Genomic DNA, 20,197 nt, shown 5'->3' on the forward strand with positions numbered 1-20,197 from the left:
CAATCCCACGGCCGCGCGGGCCTGCCCAGCCCGCGCCCGCCCACACCGCGCCCGAAACCGCTGGGCGCTGCCGCGACCGCGGGCGCGGGCTGCCGAAACCACCGCGGGATCGAGGACGAAGCGCCCGGGCAGCCTGGTCTCGACAGGCTCGACCACCGGGGTGCTCAACTCCCGAGACGAGGGGCCTGGTCTCGAAGGGCTCGACCACCGGCGGCTCGACGGCGGTGAGCCGCGCTCGTGGCACGTGGTGTGGCTCCGGGCGCACCGCCTACCGCGCGCCCGCTTCCCGGATGTGCGCCGCGAGGGTGCGCCGCGAGCGTCGTGGTCTCGACGAGCTCGACCACCACGGGGATCCGCGCTCGTGGCACGTGGTGTGGCTCCGGGCGCACCGCCTACCGCGCGCCCGCTTCCCGGATGTGCGCCGCGAGGGTCCTGGTCTCGACGGGCTCGACTACCGAAGCGGCGAGCGGCGAGCGGCGGCGGGCGGGCGGGCGGGTCAGCCGGCTACGTCGAGGTAGACCGCGTGCTCGGTGTGCTGGGTGGAGAGGATGTTGCGCACGGCGGCGAGGTGCACGCCGGCCGAGCGGCGGGCATCCTCGATCTCGCGGATGAGTTCGAGCTGGCCGGCGAGCAGGCGGCGGGCGCGCGCCTCGAACTCGGCGGGCATCTGGCCGAGGTGCTCGGGAGCGAGCCATTGCACACCGGGGTAGGGCTTCTCCCCCGGCGCGACGAGCACCGCGTCGCGGGCGCCGGATCCGAGGCTCGTCTCGAGCTGGTTCAGCACCTCGAGCCACTCGTCGGCGCTGCTCGACTGCCTAGGCAATTCCGAGCTCCCCACCGAGGTGAGCGGACATAGTCTGGGCCGGAACCAGCTCGGCAGCCTCGTGCCAGGTCTGGCGCAGCGGCTCGAGCAGTGCGATGCTCTCGCGGGTGCGGTCGACGTCGCGGTGGATGTTCGCACTCATCAGCGAGTTCGACACGTAGGTGTAGATCGCGAAGAGCCCCTCGCCGCCTTCCCACGCCGCAACGTTCAGCGACGTGGACAGTTCGGAGACGATCGCTTGCGCGTGAATCAGGTTCTCGGATGCGACCTGCCAGTTCTCGACGACCTGAGCGGCTTCCGCGCGGTTCAGGTCGAGGAGGAGACGATCGTAGAGCATCGTCAGCAGGCGCACCGGAGTCGCCGAGAGTACGGCTTCGCGGTTCAACTGCGCCCGGCGGGCCTGGGTTCCGCCCATCATGCTCATCACTGCCATCATCATCCGTTCGAGGTTGAACTGCTGAGCCCGGCGACCTGGGAAGACAGCCACGATGACTGTGCCTTCATGGCGCTGAGCTGGGTTTCCAGTGCGGTGTAGGTGCTTTGCAGGGTCGCCCGGCGAGTGGCCAGGCTGCGGTCCCAGGCCTCGATCCGGGTGCCCAGGTCTTTTACCGTGGACTGCTGGCCGGTGATCTTCGCGGTGATCTGACCGTCGTACTTGTCGGACACCGCCTTCGCCGCGGCGGCGACCCGAGTGGCGATCTCGGTGACGGCGGCCTTCACCGTGGCCGGGTCTTTGGCGAGGGCCATGGCGAACTTGGCCGCGTCGAACTCCATCGTTCCGGTCTTGGTGATGCTGATGCCGTACTCCGACGGAGAGTGACCGTTGATCGGCGCGGATGCCGCGGTGAGAATCTTCTGCTTGGCCTCGCGCACGGTGCTGTCCCCGGTGAAGATCCCAGGCGAGAGCACGGCAGCCCCCGCGGCGTTGGTGCTGTTGGTCACCACGGACTTCGTGGAGATGAGCGCGAAGACACCGTTCAGCGAGCTGACCAGGCCGGACGCGATTGAACCGATCTGCGCGTCGTCGCGGGCGACCTTGACGGTGACCGGGTCGGTCGAGACCGCGGACACGCTGATCGCGACGCCGGGCAGCAGATTCGAGAAGGTGTTGGTGGACGAGGTGATAATCTGCGCGGCGGGAGTGCCCGCCCAGAGGGTGACACTGGCGTCCTGGGCCGCGCGAATGACAGCGGCTCCCGGCGCAGTCAGCAGGTTGGGTGCGGTAGCGGCCGTGACCTCTGCCTTGGTGCCCTGATAGACGGTGAATGCGCTTGCTGCTCCGGTGGCGTTGCCGCTGAACTGGAGCCGGTACTGCGGCACCCCACCGGCATCGACCCCGGAGGCGACCTTGGTGGCCGTTACGCCGGCACCGGATGCATTGACGGCCGTGACAATGTCGTCGAGAGACGAGGACGCAGCCGAGATCTCGGTGCTGACCGCGCCCGACACGATCGTGAGCACGGCCGGGGTGCCCGGCCACGCGGTCATCGCGGCTGAGACGCCGATCTGGCTGCGGGCAAGAGCACCGACGACAATGTCGAGCTGCCCGGCGCCCGCCCCGGCAGACACGGAGGTCGTGACGCTCGGTGAGCTGCTGGAGGACGAGTAGAGGTCGAGCCCGGCGGGCTTCGCGGCCTTCGCGGCGAGGTCGCCCAGGGCCGAGATCTGGGAGTTGAGCCCCTGGAGTGCTGCAATGAGGTTCTGGGAGGTCGTGACCTTGGCCTTGAGCAGGCCCTGCGGAACGGCCTCGACCTTCATCAGGGAGTTGATCAGGTCGGTGGTGTTGAGGCCCGAGACGAGTCCGTCGATGGCGTTGCTCATGCCGTGCCCTTCTTACGAGTGTGCGATCGTGCCGGATGCTGCTGGTGCAAACGTGAATGGCTGGTGGTGGCCGAGGGATGAGGTCCAGTTCATCTCTCGGTCACCACCAGCCATAGTTCACAGTGCGGTTTCCCGAAAGGCTGCTATTGCCGGGTTAGCGGAGGAGGGACAGCACGCCCTGAGCGGACTGGTTGGCCTGCGCGAGCATGGCGGTACCGGCCTGCGAGAGGATGCTGGAACGGGTGTACTTGACCATTTCCTCGGCCATGTCGGTGTCGCGGATTCGCGAGCCGGCAGCGGTGAGGTTCTCCTTGGAGACGGCCAGGTTCTTGATGACGCTCTCGAACCGGTTCTGGTTGGCACCGAGGTCGGCGCGAGCCGTGGAGACCGCCGCGATCTGCTTGTCCAGGACTGCAATGGACTTTGCTGCAGACGCTGCTGACGTGAAGTCCAATGCGACGGGGGCTGGAGCGGTTCCGGTGCTGACACCATCGAGAACGCCACCGCCGGCTGCCGCTGTGACCGCTCCGGTGGCTGCAGAATCGTTTGACACGATGTCGAAGCCGGCTGTGACGTTCGCAGTTACAGTAAAGTCCGAACCAGCTGAAGTCTGGAGCTTGGAGAGCACGGTCGCCTGAGAATCGCCGAGGGCGAAGTTGGCAACAAATCCCTTGCCACTTGCCTGATTGACGGTGACAGTGCCGGCAGCTGCAGTCGAGACCGTGACGCCCACGTCGTTCTTCGCACCCACGAGTGCGGCGCCACCTGCGTCGAGTCCCTTGAGAGCGTTCGCAACGGTCTTCACACTGGCAAGGTTCACCGTGATCTGGCTGCTGGCATCACTGTTCGCGCCGACCTGGAAGCTCAGTGACGACTTTGAACCGTCGAGCAACTGGGTGCCGTTAAAGTTCGTGCCAGCGCTGATGCGGGTGAGCTCGGTGGTGAGCGCGGTCGCCTCGGTGGTGATCGCCTTGCGTGACTCGGCGTTGTTCGAGTCGTTACCGGCCTGAACGGCGAGGTCACGAACGCGCTGCAGGATCGACTGCACCTCGTTCAAGGAACCTTCTGCGGTCTGGATGACCGAGACGGCGTCCTGGGCGTTGCGGCTGGCGACCGTGAGGCCACCGACCTGCGACTTGAGGCCCTCGGAGATGGCCAGGCCTGCTGCGTCATCCGCTGCGCGGTTGATGCGAAGGCCGCTGGACAGCTTCTCCAGGGACTTGGACATGTCGTTCTGCGTTGCGGCCAGGTTGCGGTACGTGTTGTTGGCCGCAAGGTTGGTGTTGATCTGCATACCCATGATGAGTTCCTCCGTGATGTGGGTGGTGGTGCGCCGACCCATCCATGGGTTGACACCTTGAGCTATCGGCCCCGGACAGGATCGCGTTAGCTGTTCAGCGAGAAAACTTTCGGGCTAAGCGGACTCGGCCGCGTAGAGCGCGCCGGCTGAGGTGGCCAGGCCGAACATGGACTGGTCGGCGAGGCGGGCCAGGTAGGCGCTGCGGCGGGCCGGCGCAATGCGGGACTCCGGCACGTACTCGGCCTCGGCGTCGTCGGCGTAGTGGGTGCCCATACCATCGCGCAGCAAGCGGATGGCCTCCGCACGCTGCTGGGACACGGCCGAGTGGGTGATCCCCAGTTCGGCGGCGATCTCCTTGACGGAGCGGTCGTCGAAGTAGACCTGCTGGATGATCTCGCGCATCTTCTCCGGCAGGGCGTCGATCGCTGCGCGCAGGAAGGCCAGGCGTTCGGCGAAGAGCAGGGAATCCTCGGGCAGTTCGGTGCCGGAGACCAGGAACTCGGCCGTGGCGTCGTCGAGGGTGGACAGAGTGCGCTCGGAGTCGGCCAGGCCGGCGACGGCGGTCTCGCGGTCGACGCCGAGGGCTGCGGCGACCTCGTCGACCGAGGCGTCGCGGCCGAGAGCGGCGGCAAGGGTCTCCTGAACGGCGCGGGTCTCCTTGATCCGGCGGCGGGCCATCCGGGTGGCCCAGTCGTTGGAGCGCATCTCGTCGGCGAACGCGCCGATGATGCGACGACGGGCGAAGGCGCCGAAGGGAACGCCCAGTTCGGCGTTGAAGGCATCCGCTGAGGTGATGAGGGCGAGGGCCCCGGCCGAGGCCAGGTCGTCGCGGGAGAGGTGGCGCGCCTTGGCCCAGGTCTCGGAGACGAGGTAGCCGACGAGTGGGAGGTTCTCAATCACCAGCTGATTGCGGTCTGCCTGGTTCACAGTGGAGCTCCCTGGTGCTTGGTGCGGATGTGGTGCCGATCGACACTGGCGGGCCAGGTCGAGCGCGTTTTGCCGGGTAAGCACGGGGACTGTGACGAACTGTGGTGCGGGATTTCGGGGCCCAGCGGGAGAAGTACTCTTCCACTGGTTAAAACGTATTGGGGCGGCTCGCCGCAGAATCGGAACGGCACCCCCCACAATGGGGAAAGGGACCCCCAGTCCGGGGCGAATCACCCCATAATGGGGCACAGCCGCCGGTCTGGTCCGCGGATTTTGTCCTCTCTTTAGTGGACACGGGCGGCGCCCGGCTGGCAGTCTGTGTGCAGTTCATCGCTAACCGTGGGTGCCACCTGGCCGATAGTGCCTCTCAGAGGCCGGAGTCCACGCGTTCGAGCGAGTTACCCGGCAGATAATCGAGAGGCAGGTGGAGGACACGTGGGCGCCAATGAATTGTCAGCGTTGCTATGGCGCGAACGGGAACTCCTCGAACTGCTGATCTTCAAGCTCGACGAGGAACAACTCCTGCTCACCAATGGCAAGACCCGCTGGCTCCAGCAGGGCACCCGCGAGGTCGAGCAGGTTCTCGGGCACGTGCGCGAAGCCGGCCTGGCCCGCTCGATCGAGGTGTCCGCCGTGGCCGCCGAATGGGGAACCGCTGAGGACGCCACCCTGCGCGAACTCGCCGCCCACGCCCCGGACGGGCCCTGGACCGAGATCATGGGCTCCCACCTCAAGGCCCTCGGCGAGCTGACCACCCAGATCAGGGAACTTCGCGACGCCAACGAGCAACTGCTCCGAGCCGCCGCGCGCTCCAGCCAGGAAACGCTCGCCGACGTGCGCACCACCTCGAACACCTACGATTCCCGGGGCACGTCCGACGTGCGCACCGCCGCCTCCCGACTCTTCGACCAGATTCTGTGAGGATGCCCCGATGAGCACCTTCGGTGGGCTGAACACCGCGTACACCGGCCTGATCGCCGCCCGCAAGGGCCTCGAGGTCGTCGGCCAGAACATCGCCAACGCCAACACGCAGGGCTACACCCGGCAGCGCATCACCACGTCTTCCGTCGATGCGATCAGCCGCGTCGGCCCGATGAGCGCCGGCGTGCAGGCCGGCCAGGGCGTCACCGTCGACGGGGTCGCCCGCCTCGGCAGCGCCCAGCTGGATGCCCGGGTGCGCTCCTCCGCCGCCGTCGCAGGCTACTCCGCGGTGCGTTCCAACGCGCTGACCGCGGTCGAGGGGTCGATGAACGAACCCGGCAAGAACGGACTCTCCGCCCAGCTGGACGAGTTCTGGGCCGGCTGGCACGACGTGGCCAACGCCCCCGGCGAGAACGCGCCCGCCGGCGTGCTCCTCGGCCAGGCCGGAGTGCTCAGCACCCAGATCGGCCAGGGCTACCAGGCCGTGGCCAACCAGTGGTCGACCACCCGCAACAGCGTCGACGGCATGGTCACCGAGATCAACAGCGCTGCAACCCAGGTCGCCGCGCTCAACGTGCAGATCCGGGATGCCCAGACGGCCGGCGGCGGCGCCAACGAGCTCCTCGACAAGCGCAATTCCCTCACCACGACCCTCGCCGCCCTCACCGGCGGCACCGTGGTCGACCGGGGAGACGGCACCGTCGACGTGCTGGTCGGCGGCAACGCCCTGGTCAGCGGCGATTCGGCACAAAAACTCGTCGCGATCGGCGCGCGGACGATGATCGAAGCCGGGTCGGCCCCGCACGTCGAATGGGCGGCGCACCCCGGCACTCCCGTCGGGGTCGACGGCGGAGAACTCGCCGGCGCGATCTCCCTGCTCGCCCCGGCTGTGACCTCGGGCGCCGGAACGGGCACCGGAGGCGCACTGGCCGAGGCCGCCGAGTCGTACAACACCTTCGCCAGGAACCTCGCCGACAAGGTCAACGCCATCCACCGGACCGGATCGGTCTCGACAAACCCGACCACGGCAGCAGGCCTCGACTTCTTCGCCTACGACCCGACACGCGCCGCCGCCAGCCTCACCGTTGTGCCCACGACCGCCGCCGGTATCGCCACCGGCACCCCGGGCAGCGGCGCCAAGGACGGCTCCGTCGCAGACACGCTCGCCCAGCTCGGCGCCGGCAAGGCCGTCGCATCCGCCGGCCCGCCCGTCAGCTACGTGCAGTCCCCCTCGACCGACTGGTCGAACTTCGTCACCGGCTTCGCCGTGACCACCCGCACCGAACTGCAGCACGCCTCGCTCGCCGATCTCACCTCGACCGCCGCCGTCGGCGCGCAACTCTCGAACGCCTCGGTCGACCTCGACGAGGAGAACGTGAACCTGCTGATGTTCCAGCACGCCTACCAGGGCGCCGCGAGGGTGATGACGGCCGTGGACGAGATGCTCGACACCCTGATCAACCGGACCGGACTGGTAGGAAGGTAAGCCATGATCTCCCGCGTCACCACCCAGACCCAGATGCGCCAGGCGCAGAGCAACCTGCAGACCAACCTCGCCCGGATGGCCCAGCTGCAGGAACGGGCATCCTCGCTCAAGGCCATCGAACGACCCTCGGACGACCCGGCCAAGGCCGCGGACTCCCTGGCCGTGCGCACCGACCAGCGCGCCGTCGCCCAGTACAGCCGCAATGCCGAGAACGGCAGCAGCTGGCTGACCACCGCCAACGATGCCCTCGCCAACACCACCGACATCCTGAACCAGGTGCGCGACCTCACCGTGCAGGGTGCTAACGACGGCTCCCTCTCCCCGGCCGCGAAGGAAGCAATCGCCGTGCGCCTCGACGGCCTCAAGCAGGACCTGCTCGGCCAGGCCAATTCGTCTTACCTCGGCCGCACCGTCTTCGCCGGCAACTCGGATGCCGGTGTCGCCTTCACCGTGGACCCGATCACCCAGCAGGCGACATTCAACGGCGCGCCCGGCTCCACTGTCGCACGCCGGATCGACTCGGACACGACCGTCAAGGTCGACGTCGACGGTGGCGTCGTCTTCGGCAACGGGCCTACCTCGGTGTTCGCGCTCATCGATCAGATCAGCACCGCCCTGCGCGGCACGGCCACGACACCGCCGAGCAACATCGGCCACTTCCTCACCGAGGTTGATGCCCGGATGAAGACCGTGCTCACCGCCCAAGCCGACGTCGGCGTGCGCCAGGGCCAGATCCAGAAGGCCGGAGAGACCCTCGTGAAGCAGAAGGGCGCCCTCGAGGCCCAGCGGTCCTCAATCGAGGACGTCGACCTCGGCCAGGCGATCCTCGACCTCAAGCTCCAGGAAGTCACCTACCAGTCGGCCCTCGCGGTCACCGCCAAGGTGCTCCAGCCGACGCTGATGGACTTCCTCCGATGACGACGACGAACCGAGTGAGAACAGGCCCGATGAACGCCACCCTGACCTTCGTGTCCCCGCCTCCCGGGCTCGCGCCGCTGACCGAGTTCGCCCTGATCGAGATCCCCGGCGCGGCCGGCCTCTTCACACTGCAGGCTGCCGCCGACCAGCGCACCCGCCTGTTCGTGCTGGATGCATCGGTCTACTTGCCCGACTACTCCCCCGTGATCAGCGACGACCAGGCCGGCTCGCTCGAGCTGTCGGACCCGGCCGACGCCCTCGTGCTCGTGGTGACGAACCCGGGCGAGAGCGGCACCACCGTGAACCTGATGGCGCCGATCGTAGTCAACTCGACCACCGGCCGCTGTGCCCAGCTCATCCTCGACGGCCAGGACTGGCCGCTCCGCGCCGAGCTGGGAGCCCGTTCGGCCTAGGTTGTTCGTGCGAGCCGGGTCTCGACCAGCTCGATGGACCACCGTGCACAAGCTCGACCACCCACCTGGTTTACCTGTGAATAGTCTCAGAGTTTATCCGGGTCAACAATGGCAGCCGATTCCCTCTACGGGAATACCGTTGTGGGTACAGGGCCAGGTGCCGGTGAACACTGTTGCCGGCAGAGGTCCTCCAGGTAATGGAGCCGATCGTGCACGATTTCGTCAGCATATTAGCAAGTCTTGACAGCCCGGGAATCTACCTCGGCTGGGGTTCGTTCCAGATCCAACTGGGCAACCTCATCGTCATCCTCGTGATGATCCTGTTCTTCGTCCTGGCCCTGTTCCTGCCGTTCCCGAGTGGACGGAAACGCAAATGACCCTCCGCGAGAACCCGCCCCGCGAGTCGGTACCGGCACACGGCACACACGGCACGACCGGCACGACCGGCACGACCGGCACGACCGGCACACACGGCACGACCGGCTCGACCCCCGAGGAAGCGGACTACCACACCTGGACCGGCAAGGCCAGGGGCTGGCTGCTCAAGCGCCTCCCCGCCGACAAGCTCCTCCCCGAGGACCAGCCCAGCTACGTCGCATCCTGGATCTACGTGTTCGGCATGGGAGCGATCGTCTCCCTCGTCTTCATCCTCGCCTCCGGCGCCATCCTCGGCCTCAACGGCCCGGCCTGGTACCACGTGTCCGACCTCGGCCACTTCGTGAACAGCGTGCACCTGTGGAGCGTCGAACTATTCTTCATGACCACGGTAGTGCACCTCTGGGGCAAGTATTGGATGGCCGCCTGGCGCGGCGGGCGCACACTGACCTGGATCACCGGGATGGCCGCGTTCCTCGTCTCCATCGTCACCGCGTTCACCGGCTACCTGCTGCAGACGAACTTCGACTCGCAGTGGATCGCCTTCGAGGGCAAGGATGCGCTGAACGCCGCCGGGATCGGGGCCTGGTTCAACGTGGCCAACCTCGGCCAGATCTTCATGTTCCACATCATCCTGTTGCCCCTGGCCGTCGGCGCCGTCGTCGCCCTGCACGTCGTGCTCGTGCGGATGCACGGCGTCGTCCCGCCGCTCGAGGCCGACGAGAGCGACGCCCAGCTCCAATCCGGAGCGCGGCACGACTCCGACGCGCAGCATGCTTCCGGGGAGGCCGGGCGATGAGCACCACACATCTGCGCGCGACCCGCGCGGACAAAGACGGTCTGGCGCGCCGGCCCTGGCGCGGCACGGTGCGCGAATACGACCTGTTCAAGGAACTCACGGTCGCCCTGGTGGTGATGGGCATCCTCACCCTCGGGCTCTCGGCGGTCTTCGGCTCGCCGGACGAACCCAGCGTGACCCTGAAGTCCTGGGCGAACGCCGCCCCGGCCGACTTCGTCGCCACCGCCACTGCCGAGCTCGGCGGCACCAGCGAAACCGCCGGCTACGGGCCGCCGTACAACAAAACCCCTGATGCGACCCAGACCATCGGCCCGCTCGACCTGCAGAGTTTCTCCGGCGTGCAGCTGCCGATCGACACGGCCAACGATCTCGTGATCGGCCCGCTCACCACACTAAATTCGCCGCCGCCCGAGCTGGCCGACTGGGTGGGCGCGAGCGACACCCAGCGCAGCAACTGGGCCACCGCCTACTCGGATGCCCTCACCAAGGCCACCGACAACGACCCCGCCAACGTGGCGACCGGCGCGTACGGACCGGTGCCGGTACTCACCGAGTCGCTGCTCACCATGGCGAAGCAGGGAGCGCTCGATGGTGTGCTCGCGGCGAAGGACAAGTATTACAACTTCGACTACACCCGCGGCACACTGTTCCTCGGCGACGGAGCGTACTTCGGCGACCTGGCCACGGCCCAGCACCTCACCGGGGACCAGTGGGGCATGATGAACGAGACCGGGAACACGCCGGGCCAGTCCTGGCTGTGGCTGTTCTCGTTCTGGTACCAGGTGGAGCCGTTCGTCTCCGCGCCGAACGCCGACCTGCTCGTCGTGCTCCTCATGCTGCTGCTCAGCGTGCTGCTGACGCTGGTGCCGTTCATCCCCGGCCTCCGGGACATCCCGCGCTGGATCCCGGTGCACCGGCTGATCTGGCGGGACTATTACCGCAGGCGCTGACCGACCCCACGGACCACGGCGGGCGGTCCGTGACCAGACCGTGTCCCACCCGATCCGCCCGCCCGCGGTCGAGCCCACCCGTGGTCGAGCCCGTCGAGCCCGTCGAGCCCGTCGGTGGTCGAGCCCGTCGAGCCCGGGTCACGTGAGAGGGTCTCGCTACCCCGCCACGGGCATAACGGCGGCCTCGAAGGCCACCCAGGCGAGCATGGCGCACTTGACCCTGGCCGGGTAGCGGGAGACCCCGGAGAACGCGGCGGCGTCGCCGAGGATCTCCTCGTCCGGTTCGATCGTGCCACGGGAGCGCAGCATCTCCCGGTAGGTGTCGAGCATTGCCCTGGCCTGGCCGACGCTCACGCCGCGCACGGTGTCGTGCAGCACGGATGCCGAGGCCATCGAGATGGAGCATCCGTCGCCCCGCCAGGCGAATTCTTCGATCACGGCGTCGTCACCCGCGCCGCGCACGCCGACCCGCACGGTGACGTCGTCGCCGCAGGTGGTGTTGACCTGGTGGGACTCGGCCAGCCGCAGTTCGTTGAAAGCAGGCACGGCCGACGCCGGCACGATCGGCAGCGGCGGCAATTCCCCGGCCGAGGCGCCGTGCCGGGACTTCGCGTGGTCGAGGATGATCTGCTGGTAGAGCTGCTGCAGGGCCGTGCTGGTCATGAACGGACTCCGAAGAACGGCGCAACCTCGCGCAGGGTTGCCAGGAACTGGTCCACCTCGTCGGTGGTCGTGTAGAGGTAGGTGCTCGCGCGGGTGGACGCGGTGACGCCGAGGCGCCGGTGCAACGGCTGGGCGCAGTGATGGCCGACCCGCACCGCGATGCCGGCCTCGTCGAGGTACTGGCCCACGTCGTGCGCGTGCACGCCGACCAGGTCGAAGCTGGCCAGGCCGATCCGTTCCACCCCGAGGCCCGGCCCGAGCACGCGGACGCCGGGGATGTCGCCGAGCCCGACGAGCAGGCGATTGCCGAGCTCCGCCTCCCGGGCCATGATGCGCTCCATTCCGGTCTCGGTCAGGTAGTCGACCGCGGCGGCGAGGGCGATCGCCTGGGAGATACGCTGGGTGCCGGCCTCGAACCGCTGCGGCGGGGCGAGGAACTCGGCCGTGTGCATGTCGACGGTCGTGATCATCGAGCCGCCGGTGAGGAACGGCGGCAGGCCGGCCAGCAGCTCCGTCTTGCCGTAGAGCACGCCGATTCCGGTCGGGCCGAGCATCTTGTGGCCGGAGAAGACGGCGAAGTCCACGTCGAGCGCGGCGACGTCGACGGGCAGGTGCGGCACCGACTGGCAGGCGTCGAGCAGCACCAGCGCGCCGACCGTGCGGGCCAGGGCGACGAGCTCGGCGACCGGGTTGATCGTGCCGACGACATTGGAGGCGTGGGTGAAGGCGAGCAGGCGGGTGCGTGCGCCGATCACGGTGCCCGCGGCGGCCAGGTCGAGTGTGCCGTCATCCTGCACGGGGATGAACCGCAGGGTCGCGCCCGTGCGCAGCGCGAGCTGCTGCCACGGGATCAGGTTGGCGTGGTGCTCCATCTCGGTGACGACGATCTCGTCACCCGCGCCGAGCCGGAATCGCTTCGCGGCCTCACCGCCGAGCCCGAGCGACGCGTTGGAGAGGGAGTAGGCCACCAGGTTGATCGCCTCGGTGGCGTTCGAGGTCCAGACGACCTCGTCGGTGCGAGCGCCGATGAAGGCGGCGACCGTGGCGCGGGCCGCCTCGAAGGTCTCGGTGGCGCCGAAGGCGAGGGTGTGCGCGCCGCGGTGCACGGCGGCGTTCCGTTGCTCGTAGAACTCCTGCTCCGCCTCCATCACGCTGACCGGGTTCTGCGAGGTGGCCCCGGAGTCGAGGTAGTTCAGCGGGTGCCCGTTGACCCGGGTTTCCAGGATGGGGAAATCGTTGCGGATCCGGGCCACCTCCTCATCCGTCAGCGGGCGAGCGGTCGCGCGGGTGGACGAGGGTGCAGAAAGGGTCATTGTTAAAGGGTATTCCTTTGCCCGGGAAAAGCGCACCGCGTGACGGCCCGCGACCGCACCGTGGCCAATTCAGGAGAACTGACCGGATGCCGCGGGCCAGCCCCCGGAATTGTACGGAATCCCGGTCACGGGCATCCGTTTCTCCTGAATTCGGCACAGGGAGGCAGGGCCAGAGGCGAAAGAGGAGGAAACGGGAGGGAGGAAACGGGAGGGAGGAAACGGGAGGGAGGAAACGGGAGGGAGGAAACGGGAGGGAGGAAACGGGAGGAAGGTCAGGGAGCTGGGGCGGGACCTGCGGGACCGGCGGGGCCGGCCGAGAGGTCGAGCCCGAAGGTGAGGGCACGGGTGAACTCGGTCTGCGGATGCGCGAACACCGTGCGCGTCGCACCCTCCTCCACGATCCGGCCCCGCTCGAGCACGATCACCCGGCTCGCCAGAGCCAGCGCGTCGAGCGGGTCGTGGGTGACGAGGATGACCGATCGGCCGGCGAGTACCCGGTGCAGCAGTCGGCGCTGGGCGGGCACCGCGGCCACATCGAGCGCGGTCATCGGCTCGTCGAGCAGCAGCAGGCGCGGATCCGCAGCGAGGGCCCTGGCCACGGCCACCCGCTGGGCCTGCCCGCCGGACAGCGCGGTCGGCCGGCGGTCGGCCAGGTCGGCGACCTCGGCCGCGGCCAGCCATTCGTCGGCTGTCTCCCGCGACCTGGCCCGGGACTCCCCCGCACTGCGCGGGCCGAACGCCACGTTGTCCCGCACCGAGAGGTGCGGGAACAGAAGCGGCTCCTGGGCCAGCAGCGCGGTGCCGCGGGCGTGCGGCGGCAACCAGACCCCGGGCCGCCCCGCGCCCAGGTCGAACAGCACCCGATCGTCCAGGCTGGCCCGGCCTGAGTCTGGGCGGAGCAGACCCGCGCTGATCTCGACCACAGTGGACTTTCCGGCCCCGTTGGAGCCCAGCAGGGCAACGGTCTCCCCCGGCGCCACGGTGAACGACACGTCCAGCCCGCGCCGGGCGACCACCGCCGCCAGCGTGAACGTCACGACAGCACCCCGAGCAACAGGTCGAGTCCGCGCCGCGCGATCACGGCCGCCAGTTCGAGCGTCACGCGAAGGCCCTCGGCCGGTGCGTCGTGACCATGACCACCACTGCCACGGCCACCAGCACCAGCGCGAGCGCGACCGCGGCATCCGGGTCGGTCTCCCGCTGCAGGTAGATCTCCAGCGGCAGGGTGCGGGTGACTCCCTCGAGGCTCCCGGCGAAGGTGAGCGTCGCCCCGAATTCGCCGAGGGCGCGCGCGAACGCGAGCACGGCCCCCGAGACGAGGCCGGGCAACACGAGCGGAAGCGTCACCCGCCAGAACACGACGCTGGGGGTGGCGCCGAGGGTGGCGGCGACGGCCTCGTAGCGGGCGCCGGAGGCCCGCAGGGTGGCCTCGACGCTGAGCACGAGGAACGGCAGCGCGACGAAGGTCTGGGCGAGGACGACGGCGGTGGTCGAGAATGCGATCTGCACGCCGAGGACCTCGAAGGTCTGGCCGAGCAGCCCGCGGCGGCCGAAGGTCGACAACAGGGCGATGCCGCCCACGACCGGCGGCAACACGAGGGGCAGGAGCACGACGGCTCGGACCAGACGCTGCCCGGGGAATCGGCTGCGGGCCAGCACCAGGGCCATCGGCACCCCGAGGAGCAGGCAGAGCACGGTACTCGCGGCCGCGGTGTGGAGGCTCAGCAGCAGCGCGGTGACCGCGGACTGCGAGGTGACCAGGCTGCCGAAATGGGTCCAGTCCACCCGCGAGGTCATGCCGGCGATCGGTAGCACGATGACGAGTGCGCCGACGACGGCGATGGCGAGGATCCAGCGCGGCGCGCCGAGCGCGACCGGTCCGGCCGGTGCGGGTCCGCCGGTCGGAGGGTGCCCCATCCGCTCAGGGAGCGCCAAAACCGGCCGCCGCGAGAACCTTCTGGCCGGCCGCGCCGGTGACGAAACGGGCGAAGGATGCCCCGAGCCTCGCGTGCGGGCTGCCGGCCACGACCCCGATCGGGTAGCTGTTCACGGCGCGATCCGACTCGGGGAACGGGATCCCCCGGACGGACGTGCCTGCCGCGGCGACGTCGGTGACGTAGACGAGCCCGGCATCCGCTTCGCCCGACGAAACCTTGCCGAGCACGTCGGTGACGGCGTTCTCCTCGCTGACCGGGCTGAGGGTGACACCGATGTCCGCCTGGATCTTCGCCGCCGCGGCGCCGCACGGCACCTGGGGCGCGCAGGTCACCACGGCGACACCCGGGCGGGCCAGGTCGGCGAAGGAGGAGATGCCGGCCGGGTTGCCGGGCGGGACCGCGATCTCGAGCGTGTTGGTCGCGAAGACGGACGGATCTCCGGCCACGAGGCCGGCGTCCCTCAGCCTCGCCATGTTCTTCGTGTCTGCGGCCGCGAAGACATCCGCGGGAGCACCCTCGGTGATCTGGGTGACGAGGTCGGCCGAACCGGCGAAGTTGAGGGTGACCGTGACCCCGGGGTGCGCGGCCTCGAACCGGTCGGCCAGTGCCCTGAAGGTGCCGGTCAGGGAGGCCGCGGCGAACACGGTGAGTGTCTGGGGAGCGGCCGGAACGGCGGTGTCGGCGGAGGCCGTGGCAGGATCGGGCCCGGCCGAGGTACCGGCCTGGCCGGCGCAGCCCGCGGTGAGCCCGGCGGCCAGGACCAGCACGAACATGGCCGGCACACGACGGCGCCGGTTCACTGGTGCCCCCTCGACGTTTCGACGATGACGTTGGTGGCCTTGACCACGGCGACGGCGACGGAGCCCGGCACGAGGCCAAGCTCGCGCACGGCCTCCGTGCTCATCAGCGAGACCACCCGGTGCGGGCCGCACTGCAGTTCCACCTGGGACATCACCGGGTCGCTGAGCACGCTGGTGACCAGGCCGATGAAACGATTGCGCGCCGAGCTGGCGGTGTCGGACGGGTCGGCAGGCGCCAGCGCATTCTCCCGGACCAGCCTGGCCAGGTCGAGGCCGTCGACGACCATGCGCCCCGACTCGTCAGTGGACGCGGCCAGGGTGCCGTTGTCGATCCAGCGGCGAACGGTGTCGTCACTCACCCCGAGGTACCCGGCGGCCTCTTTGATCCGTATCTGCGACATGGAACGCATTCTATTACCGTATTTGCGGTTTAACCCAGCCGTACCGCGCTGATTCCGGCCGGTGGGGCAGGATGGAGGCGTGAACGCATCCGCGACAGCCCCGATCAGCGCCCCGCGCCCGGAGCGCACCGCCCAGGTCATCGTCGCGTCGACGCGTGCCGCGGCGGGAATCTACCCCGACCGCACCGGGCCCGTCATCGATGCCTGGCTGATCGACCGCGGCTGGACCGTGCTCGGCCGCCACGTGGTGCCGGACGGCGACCCGGTCGGGGCCGCCCTGCGGGCCGCCGTCGATGCGGGCTACGACCTGGTGATCACCACGGGCGGCACCGGGGTGAGCCCGCACGACCACACCCCGGAGCAGACCGCGCCGCTGCTCGAGCTGGAACTGCCCGGCCTGATGGAGGAGTTGCGCCGACGGGGTGCCGCCTCGACCCCCCTGGCGATACTCTCGCGCGGCCGGGCCGGCATCGCCCGCGGCCGCACGGTGATCGTCAACCTGCCCGGCTCGAGCGGCGGGGTACGCGACGGGCTCGCCCTGCTCGGCGACGTGCTCGACCACATCCTGGACCAGTTGCACGGCGTCGACCACTCCGCCTGACTCTCCCGATTTCGCGCTATCGTGTGCAGACGGCAGGCGCCAACGGCGCATTTGGTGTGAAGAGACCGTGAGGATGCCCGTGGGGTACGCGGCCCCGTGCCACGCCAGCTAGGTTTTATCTCAGAAACTTAGCAACTTAGGTAATTGGGGAGACGCTATGGACCTGAACACCGTTCTGACTCTCACCACCGCCCGCAGCCGCGACGACCTTGCCGCGCTCGGGCCGACGGTGGTGCCGCTGGCCGGCGGCAGCGACCTGTTCGGCGAGCCGCAGACCCACCTGACCGGGCTCGTCGACCTGCAGACCCTCGGCTGGGAGCCGCTGACGATCACCGCCGACGGCCTCGAGATCGCCGCCACCTGCACCGTTGCCGAACTGTCCCGTCTGCCGGAAGCGATCGGCCGGGTCGCGCATCCGCTCTTCTTCCAGTGCTCCGCCGCTCTCTACGGCTCGTTCAAGATCTGGAACGTCGCCACGGTCGGCGGGAACCTGTGCGCGTCACTCCCGGCCGGTCCGATGACGGCCCTGGCCGCGGCCCTCGACGGCGAGGTCCTCCTCTGGCGACAGGACGGCAGCGACGAACGCCTGCCCGCGGCGGAATTCGTGACGGGGAACCAGACCAACCTGCTGGAGCCCGGTGACGTGCTGCGCTCAATTTTCCTCCCGACGACGACGCTGGACTCCCGAACGGCCTTCCGCCGGATCTCCCTCTCTGCGCTCGGCCGGTCGGCCACCCTGCTGATCGGTCGCTCCGACGCCGACGGGGTCTTCGTGCTCACCATCACGGCGGGCACCGTGCACCCGGTGCAGCTCCGCTACGAGTCCGCACCCTCGGCGGGCACGCTCGGCCGTGATATCGCCGCGATCGACGCCTGGTTCACGGATGCCCACGGCGCCGCCGACTGGCGCCGCGCAGTGAGCGGCGTTCTGGCCGAGGAGATCCGGGCCGAACTCGCACAGGGCCAGGCCGACCCGGGCTTCTCCTGGGAAGACGCGCGCGACGAGGTGCGCGCATGAGGCTCGACGTGAACGGTTCGACGGTCGACGCCCCGGCCGGCCCCGGACAGTGCCTGCGCTCCTTCCTTCGCGAGCACGAGCACTTCGAGGTGAAGAAGGGCTGCGATACGGGAGACTGCGGCGCCTGCTCGGTGCTCGTCGACGGAACCCCCGTGCACTCCTGCGTCTTCCCTGCCTTCCGCGCCGCGGACACACGCGTCACGACGGCGGCCGGCCTGGGCCTGCCGGGCAGCCTCGCGCCGGTGCAGCAGCGATTCGTGGACGCCGCCGGTTTCCAGTGCGGCTTCTGCACCCCGGGCATGGTCGTCACCGCCTCCACCCTGACCGAGCACGACAACGACGACCTGCCGCGCCTGCTCAAGGGCAACCTGTGCCGTTGCACCGGTTACCGGTCGATCGCGGACGCCATCCGCGGCACCCACACGCCGGCGGACGGGTCCGGCCCGGAGTGCATCCCCGATGCCGCCCCCGGCCATTCCCCCGTCGACGCCGCCGTCGATTCCCGCGCCTCGACCCTGGGCCCGGTGATCCGCACCGGCAGGGTCGGCACGTCGCTGCGCGCACCGGCGAGCGAGCGGATCGTGAGCGGGCAGGAACCGTACACGCTCGACGTCTCCGTGCCGGGCCTCACCCACCTGAGCGTGCTGCGGAGCCCGCACGCCCACGCCCGCATCCGTTCGATCGACGCCCGCGCGGCCGCCGCCCTGCCGGGCGTGCACGCCGTGCTCAGCCATGCCGACTCCCCCAGCACCCTCTATTCCACTGCCCGGCACCAGGACCGGCTCGACGACCCGGACGACAGTCTCGTCTTCGACCGGGTGCTGCGGTTCCGCGGCCAGCGGGTCGCGGCGGTCGTCGCCGACACCGTGGCGATCGCCGAGGCGGCCTGCCGGCTGATCGCCGTCGACTACGAGCTGCTGCCCGCGGTCTTCGACCCGGCCGAGGCTCTACTGCCCGGCGCCGCCCTCGTGCACGGGGACAAGAACGCCGCCGAGAGCCGCCTGGCCGACCCGGGGCGCAACCTCGTCGCCGAACTGCACGGTGAGTACGGTGACATCGGGGCAGGCCTGGTCGAGGCAACCCGGCTGGTCACCGGCAGCTGGCAGACCCAGCGGGTGGCGCACACCCATCTGGAGACCCACGCCACGATCGGCTGGCTCGAGGACGACCGCCTGGTGCTGCGCACGAGCTCCCAGGTGCCGTTCCTGGTGCACCGGGAGATCTGCCGCCTGTTCGACCTGGACCCGGCCGGTGTGCGGGTGTTCACCGCGCGGGTCGGCGGCGGGTTCGGCGGCAAGCAGGAGATCCTCACCGAGGACGTCGTCACCCTCGCGGTGCTCCAGACCGGGCGTCCGGTGCAGTACGAGTTCAGCCGCACCGACGAGTTGACCGCGGCGCCGGCCCGCCATCCGATGCGGGTGCAGGTCACGCTCGGCGCGACCGACGCCGGCCGGCTCACCGCGCTGAAACTCAGCGTGCTCGCCGACACCGGCGCCTACGGCAACCACGGCCCCGGGGTGATGTTCCACGGCACCTCGGAGTCGGTCAGCCTCTACCGGGTGGCGAACAAGCGGGTGGATGCCCAGAGCGTCTACACGAACAACCTCCCCTCCGGCGCATTCCGCGGCTATGGCCTCGGCCAGGTGATCTTCGGGATCGAGTCGGCCATGGACGACCTCGCCCGCGACCTGGGGATGAACCCATTCGACCTGCGCCGGCGTAACTGCGTCGGCCCCGCCGACCCGCTGGTGGTCACCCGGGTGGAGGGAGAGGACCTGATCTTCGGCAGCTATGGCCTCGACCAGTGCCTCGACCTGGCCCAGGCCGCGCTCGAGCGCGGCAGCGGTGTGGCGGCGCCCGACGGCCCGGAGTGGCAGGTCGGCGAGGGGATGGCCACCGCAATGATCGCCACCATGCCGCCGCGCGGACACTTCGCGCACGCCTCGGTGACCCTGGAACCGACCGGCCGGTACACGGTGCGGGTCGGGACCGCCGAGTACGGCAACGGCACGACCACCGTGCACGCTCAGCTCGCGGCGACGGCGCTGAACACGGACCCCGGCCTGATCGACATCCTGAACTCCGACACCGACGCCTCCGGCTACGACACGGGCGCATACGGTTCGGCCGGGATTGTCGTCGCCGGCAAGGCCGTGCTGCGCGCGGCGACGCACCTGGCGGAGAAACTCCGCACCGGCTCTGCCGGACCGGCACCCGTGAGCGCCGAAGCGGAGGAGGACGGCGCGCGGCGTTCGGTCGCATTCAACGTGCAGGCCTTCCGCGTGGCGGTGTCAACCGTGACCGGCGAGGTGCGCATCCTGCAGTCGATCCAGGCCGCGGATGCCGGGGTCGTGATGAACCCCGAGCAGTGCCGAGGCCAGATCGAGGGCGGGGTCGCCCAGGCGATCGGCTCGTCGCTGTTCGAGGAGGTCATCCTCGACGGGGCAGGCACGGTCACCACCGGCGTGCTGCGCAGCTACCACATCCCCCTGCTCGCCGACCTGCCCGTGACCGAGGTGTACTTCGCCGAGACGACGGATGCGCTCGGCCCATTCGGGGCGAAGTCGATGAGCGAGTCGCCCTACAACCCGGTCGCTCCTGCCCTGGCCAATGCGGTGCGCGACGCCATCGGCATCCGCCCCTACGAGCTGCCGATGTCCCGCGACCGGATCTGGCGACTGATGCACCCCGGCCAGGTCTCGACAGGCTCGACCACCGGTGACTGAGCCCG

At 69.5% G+C, this 20,197-nt stretch carries 20 protein-coding genes and 1 pseudogene; 10 read left to right on the forward strand and 11 right to left on the reverse strand.

The window, feature by feature from the left end; all coding sequences use genetic code 11:
• Positions 1 to 496 precede the first annotated feature (496 nt).
• From E3O19_RS07585 to E3O19_RS07605, 5 genes are all read right to left on the reverse strand, one after another.
• Entirely contained in the window at positions 497 to 823 is a 327-nt protein-coding gene (locus E3O19_RS07585) for a hypothetical protein (RefSeq protein ID WP_134566689.1), read from the reverse strand.
• Complete coding sequence (gene fliS / locus E3O19_RS07590; RefSeq protein ID WP_338145082.1) at positions 816 to 1,262, reverse strand: flagellar export chaperone FliS; 447 nt, start codon at positions 1,260 to 1,262, stop codon at positions 816 to 818. The genes E3O19_RS07585 and fliS overlap by 8 nt, the downstream gene beginning before the upstream one ends.
• Complete coding sequence (gene fliD, locus E3O19_RS07595) at positions 1,259 to 2,644, reverse strand: flagellar filament capping protein FliD (RefSeq protein WP_134566691.1); 1,386 nt, start codon at positions 2,642 to 2,644, stop codon at positions 1,259 to 1,261. Before fliD ends, fliS begins: the two co-directional genes overlap by 4 nt.
• Positions 2,645 to 2,798: 154 nt before the next feature.
• Complete coding sequence (locus tag E3O19_RS07600) at positions 2,799 to 3,986, reverse strand: flagellin N-terminal helical domain-containing protein (RefSeq protein ID WP_241981265.1); 1,188 nt, start codon at positions 3,984 to 3,986, stop codon at positions 2,799 to 2,801.
• 72 nt (positions 3,987 to 4,058) lie between these two features.
• On the reverse strand, positions 4,059 to 4,871 hold the full coding sequence (locus E3O19_RS07605) for a sigma-70 family RNA polymerase sigma factor (RefSeq protein ID WP_134566693.1): 813 nt from the start codon (positions 4,869 to 4,871) through the stop codon (positions 4,059 to 4,061).
• 450 nt (positions 4,872 to 5,321) lie between these two features.
• Between E3O19_RS07605 and E3O19_RS07610 the strand changes: the two genes are divergently transcribed.
• The 7 genes from E3O19_RS07610 to E3O19_RS07635 all read left to right on the forward strand — a co-directional run bounded on the left by E3O19_RS07610 (position 5,322) and on the right by E3O19_RS07635 (position 10,733).
• The gene (locus tag E3O19_RS07610) at positions 5,322 to 5,792 is read left to right on the forward strand and encodes a flagellar protein FlgN (protein WP_338145083.1); all 471 of its coding nucleotides are present in this window, start codon (positions 5,322 to 5,324) and stop codon (positions 5,790 to 5,792) included.
• Positions 5,793 to 5,802: 10 nt separating this feature from the next.
• Positions 5,803 to 7,278, forward strand: coding sequence for a flagellar hook-associated protein FlgK (gene flgK / locus E3O19_RS07615; protein ID WP_134566697.1), 1,476 nt, complete (start codon positions 5,803 to 5,805; stop codon positions 7,276 to 7,278).
• Between the two features lie 3 nt (positions 7,279 to 7,281).
• Positions 7,282 to 8,196: a flagellar hook-associated protein FlgL gene (gene flgL, locus E3O19_RS07620; RefSeq protein WP_134566699.1), complete on the forward strand. Its 915-nt coding sequence runs from the start codon at positions 7,282 to 7,284 to the stop codon at positions 8,194 to 8,196.
• 29 nt (positions 8,197 to 8,225) lie between these two features.
• Positions 8,226 to 8,609, forward strand: coding sequence for a flagellar assembly protein FliW (gene fliW, locus E3O19_RS07625; RefSeq protein ID WP_134566701.1), 384 nt, complete (start codon positions 8,226 to 8,228; stop codon positions 8,607 to 8,609).
• A 209-nt stretch (positions 8,610 to 8,818) separates the two neighbouring features.
• Positions 8,819 to 8,986 (forward strand): hypothetical protein, encoded by a 168-nt coding sequence (locus tag E3O19_RS17790; RefSeq protein WP_166804513.1) that lies wholly within the window; start codon positions 8,819 to 8,821, stop codon positions 8,984 to 8,986.
• Positions 8,983 to 9,783, forward strand: a complete 801-nt coding sequence (locus E3O19_RS07630) for a cytochrome b N-terminal domain-containing protein (RefSeq protein ID WP_134566703.1) — start codon at positions 8,983 to 8,985, stop codon at positions 9,781 to 9,783. The genes E3O19_RS17790 and E3O19_RS07630 overlap by 4 nt, the downstream gene beginning before the upstream one ends.
• Positions 9,780 to 10,733, forward strand: coding sequence for a hypothetical protein (locus E3O19_RS07635; protein ID WP_241981266.1), 954 nt, complete (start codon positions 9,780 to 9,782; stop codon positions 10,731 to 10,733). The genes E3O19_RS07630 and E3O19_RS07635 overlap by 4 nt, the downstream gene beginning before the upstream one ends.
• Positions 10,734 to 10,889: 156 nt before the next feature.
• On the opposite strand, the gene sufU is transcribed toward E3O19_RS07635, so the two are convergent.
• From sufU to E3O19_RS07665, 6 genes and pseudogenes are all read right to left on the reverse strand, one after another.
• Entirely contained in the window at positions 10,890 to 11,396 is a 507-nt protein-coding gene (gene sufU / locus E3O19_RS07640) for a Fe-S cluster assembly sulfur transfer protein SufU (protein ID WP_134566705.1), read from the reverse strand.
• Entirely contained in the window at positions 11,393 to 12,709 is a 1,317-nt protein-coding gene (locus E3O19_RS07645) for a SufS family cysteine desulfurase (RefSeq protein ID WP_134566707.1), read from the reverse strand. Before E3O19_RS07645 ends, sufU begins: the two co-directional genes overlap by 4 nt.
• Positions 12,710 to 12,999: 290 nt before the next feature.
• Positions 13,000 to 13,746, reverse strand: a pseudogene (locus tag E3O19_RS07650) (sulfate/molybdate ABC transporter ATP-binding protein); the annotation flags it as partial.
• 61 nt (positions 13,747 to 13,807) lie between these two features.
• Positions 13,808 to 14,626 carry an ABC transporter permease gene (locus E3O19_RS07655; protein WP_134566711.1) on the reverse strand — a complete coding sequence of 273 codons (819 nt, stop codon included), beginning with the start codon at positions 14,624 to 14,626 and terminating at the stop codon, positions 13,808 to 13,810.
• A 4-nt stretch (positions 14,627 to 14,630) separates the two neighbouring features.
• Positions 14,631 to 15,419, reverse strand: a complete 789-nt coding sequence (modA, locus tag E3O19_RS07660; protein ID WP_134566740.1) for a molybdate ABC transporter substrate-binding protein — start codon at positions 15,417 to 15,419, stop codon at positions 14,631 to 14,633.
• A 23-nt stretch (positions 15,420 to 15,442) separates the two neighbouring features.
• Positions 15,443 to 15,847, reverse strand: coding sequence for a TOBE domain-containing protein (locus tag E3O19_RS07665; RefSeq protein ID WP_134566713.1), 405 nt, complete (start codon positions 15,845 to 15,847; stop codon positions 15,443 to 15,445).
• Between the two features lie 79 nt (positions 15,848 to 15,926).
• On the opposite strand from E3O19_RS07665, the gene E3O19_RS07670 reads away from it, so the two are divergent.
• From E3O19_RS07670 to E3O19_RS07680, 3 genes are all read left to right on the forward strand, one after another.
• On the forward strand, positions 15,927 to 16,448 hold the full coding sequence (locus E3O19_RS07670; RefSeq protein WP_241981267.1) for a MogA/MoaB family molybdenum cofactor biosynthesis protein: 522 nt from the start codon (positions 15,927 to 15,929) through the stop codon (positions 16,446 to 16,448).
• A 157-nt stretch (positions 16,449 to 16,605) separates the two neighbouring features.
• Positions 16,606 to 17,466 carry an FAD binding domain-containing protein gene (locus E3O19_RS07675; protein WP_134566715.1) on the forward strand — a complete coding sequence of 287 codons (861 nt, stop codon included), beginning with the start codon at positions 16,606 to 16,608 and terminating at the stop codon, positions 17,464 to 17,466.
• Positions 17,463 to 20,192 carry a molybdopterin-dependent oxidoreductase gene (locus E3O19_RS07680; RefSeq protein ID WP_134566717.1) on the forward strand — a complete coding sequence of 910 codons (2,730 nt, stop codon included), beginning with the start codon at positions 17,463 to 17,465 and terminating at the stop codon, positions 20,190 to 20,192. The genes E3O19_RS07675 and E3O19_RS07680 overlap by 4 nt, the downstream gene beginning before the upstream one ends.
• The last annotated feature ends 5 nt before the right edge of the window (positions 20,193 to 20,197 follow it).

Origin of the sequence: Cryobacterium algoritolerans (assembly GCF_004402785.1) — a bacterium.
In the GTDB taxonomy this organism is placed as follows: domain Bacteria; phylum Actinomycetota; class Actinomycetes; order Actinomycetales; family Microbacteriaceae; genus Cryobacterium; species Cryobacterium algoritolerans.

Coding starts and splice junctions, on each gene's coding strand:
- fliS (WP_338145082.1), bottom strand. CDS start 1,262: ATGATGATGGCAGTGATGAGCATGATGGGCGGAACCCAGGCCCGCCGG.
- fliD (WP_134566691.1), bottom strand. CDS start 2,644: ATGAGCAACGCCATCGACGGACTCGTCTCGGGCCTCAACACCACCGAC.
- E3O19_RS07600 (WP_241981265.1), bottom strand. CDS start 3,986: ATGGGTCGGCGCACCACCACCCACATCACGGAGGAACTCATCATGGGT.
- flgK (WP_134566697.1), top strand. CDS start 5,803: ATGAGCACCTTCGGTGGGCTGAACACCGCGTACACCGGCCTGATCGCC.
- flgL (WP_134566699.1), top strand. CDS start 7,282: ATGATCTCCCGCGTCACCACCCAGACCCAGATGCGCCAGGCGCAGAGC.
- fliW (WP_134566701.1), top strand. CDS start 8,226: ATGAACGCCACCCTGACCTTCGTGTCCCCGCCTCCCGGGCTCGCGCCG.
- E3O19_RS07630 (WP_134566703.1), top strand. CDS start 8,983: ATGACCCTCCGCGAGAACCCGCCCCGCGAGTCGGTACCGGCACACGGC.
- E3O19_RS07635 (WP_241981266.1), top strand. CDS start 9,780: ATGAGCACCACACATCTGCGCGCGACCCGCGCGGACAAAGACGGTCTG.
- sufU (WP_134566705.1), bottom strand. CDS start 11,396: ATGACCAGCACGGCCCTGCAGCAGCTCTACCAGCAGATCATCCTCGAC.
- E3O19_RS07645 (WP_134566707.1), bottom strand. CDS start 12,709: ATGACCCTTTCTGCACCCTCGTCCACCCGCGCGACCGCTCGCCCGCTG.
- E3O19_RS07655 (WP_134566711.1), bottom strand. CDS start 14,626: ATGGGGCACCCTCCGACCGGCGGACCCGCACCGGCCGGACCGGTCGCG.
- modA (WP_134566740.1), bottom strand. CDS start 15,419: ATGTTCGTGCTGGTCCTGGCCGCCGGGCTCACCGCGGGCTGCGCCGGC.
- E3O19_RS07665 (WP_134566713.1), bottom strand. CDS start 15,847: ATGTCGCAGATACGGATCAAAGAGGCCGCCGGGTACCTCGGGGTGAGT.
- E3O19_RS07675 (WP_134566715.1), top strand. CDS start 16,606: ATGGACCTGAACACCGTTCTGACTCTCACCACCGCCCGCAGCCGCGAC.
- E3O19_RS07680 (WP_134566717.1), top strand. CDS start 17,463: ATGAGGCTCGACGTGAACGGTTCGACGGTCGACGCCCCGGCCGGCCCC.